Origin of the sequence: Marivita sp., assembly GCF_051859345.1 — a bacterium.
Classification (GTDB): Bacteria; Pseudomonadota; Alphaproteobacteria; order Rhodobacterales; family Rhodobacteraceae; genus Marivita.
The window spans coordinates 1-1,067 of the sequence record NZ_JBHYFV010000105.1; the positions used below are offsets into that span (position 1 = coordinate 1).

At 55.5% G+C, this 1,067-nt stretch carries 2 protein-coding genes; both read left to right on the top strand.

What is annotated here, in order from left to right:
• The coding region (locus ACTIEN_RS22240; protein WP_439525316.1) for a hypothetical protein at nt 1-269 on the top strand (269 nt) is incomplete at its 5' end.
• A 14-nt stretch (nt 270-283) separates the two neighbouring features.
• Nucleotides 284-994 (top strand): IS6 family transposase, encoded by a 711-nt coding sequence (locus ACTIEN_RS22245; RefSeq protein ID WP_439525317.1) that lies wholly within the window; start codon nt 284-286, stop codon nt 992-994.
• Nucleotides 995-1,067: the final 73 nt, after the last annotated feature.

A 1,067-nucleotide genomic window follows, 5' to 3' on the forward strand; every position in this document is an offset into this window, starting at 1 on the left:
CATACGCGATCTGTCCAGTGCTGCTCATGCCGCCGAGCAAACTCGGTGATCGACGAAATGTTTGCGTCAGGACTCAGGCACGCGCGAGAGCAGGTTGCGACGACATCCTGATAGAAGGATCGGGCGACCGAGAGAGGGCCAGCAAAATTGAGAATCAGGTCGTCGAGCCGATCAGCAATCCGATCGCCACGGGGAACCATGACGAAGCTGGGTGGCGACCCGTAAGTGTTGATCAGGCATTGCCAAGTTGTTTGATTGTTCTGAATTAGATATAGGGCGTCGCATGAAAATACCGACGTCAATGCCGCGCCTGAAGGGCTTTCGCCACCCCCGTGAAGTCATTGCCTACGCGGTCTGGGCATACCATCGTTTTGCGCTGAGTACGGCGGATGTTGAAGATCTGCTTGCCGAACGTGGCGTGATGGTCAGCCGGGAAACAATACGCGGCTGGGTCAATCGGTTTGGAGCGCATTTCGCCGCGTGCATCCGCCGTGACCGGCCGCGACCGAACGACAAATGGCACCTCGACGAGGTTGTGATTCCGATCAACGGCTTGAAGCATTGGCTCTGGCGTGCTGTCGACGCCAACGGTGATACGCTCGATATTCTTGTTCAAACGCGCCGAAATGCGAAAGCTGCCAAGCGTTTCATGGCAAGGCTGATCGCGCAATTTGGCAAGCCAAGGGTTGTCACCACAGACAAGCTGCGTAGCTACATCAAGCCGATTGCCCATCAAGCACCGGGCGTCGATCATCGCGCCCACAAAGGCCTCAACAACAAGATTGAAGGCAGTCACAGGCCGACGCGACGACGGGAGAAAATCATGGGCCGATTCAAGTCGCCCAGACAAGCACAACGTTTCCTTACCGCACACGACCAGATTAACAACATCTTCCGACCGCGTCGCTACAGCCTCACTGCCATATCCTATCGCCATGCCCGGGCAGATGCTTTTTGCCTCTGGACAGACTATGCTGCCGAGATGGTGGCTTGAAATCCACTTAAGGGGCTTTCGAAAATAAATCCGACACAACTTGGCAATGCCCTCTTTGTGGTTCCGTTCTCAA

Bases quoted from the DNA above. Each gene is read 5' to 3' on its own strand.
- ACTIEN_RS22245 (WP_439525317.1), top strand. From the start codon at position 284: ATGAAAATACCGACGTCAATGCCGCGCCTGAAGGGCTTTCGCCACCCC.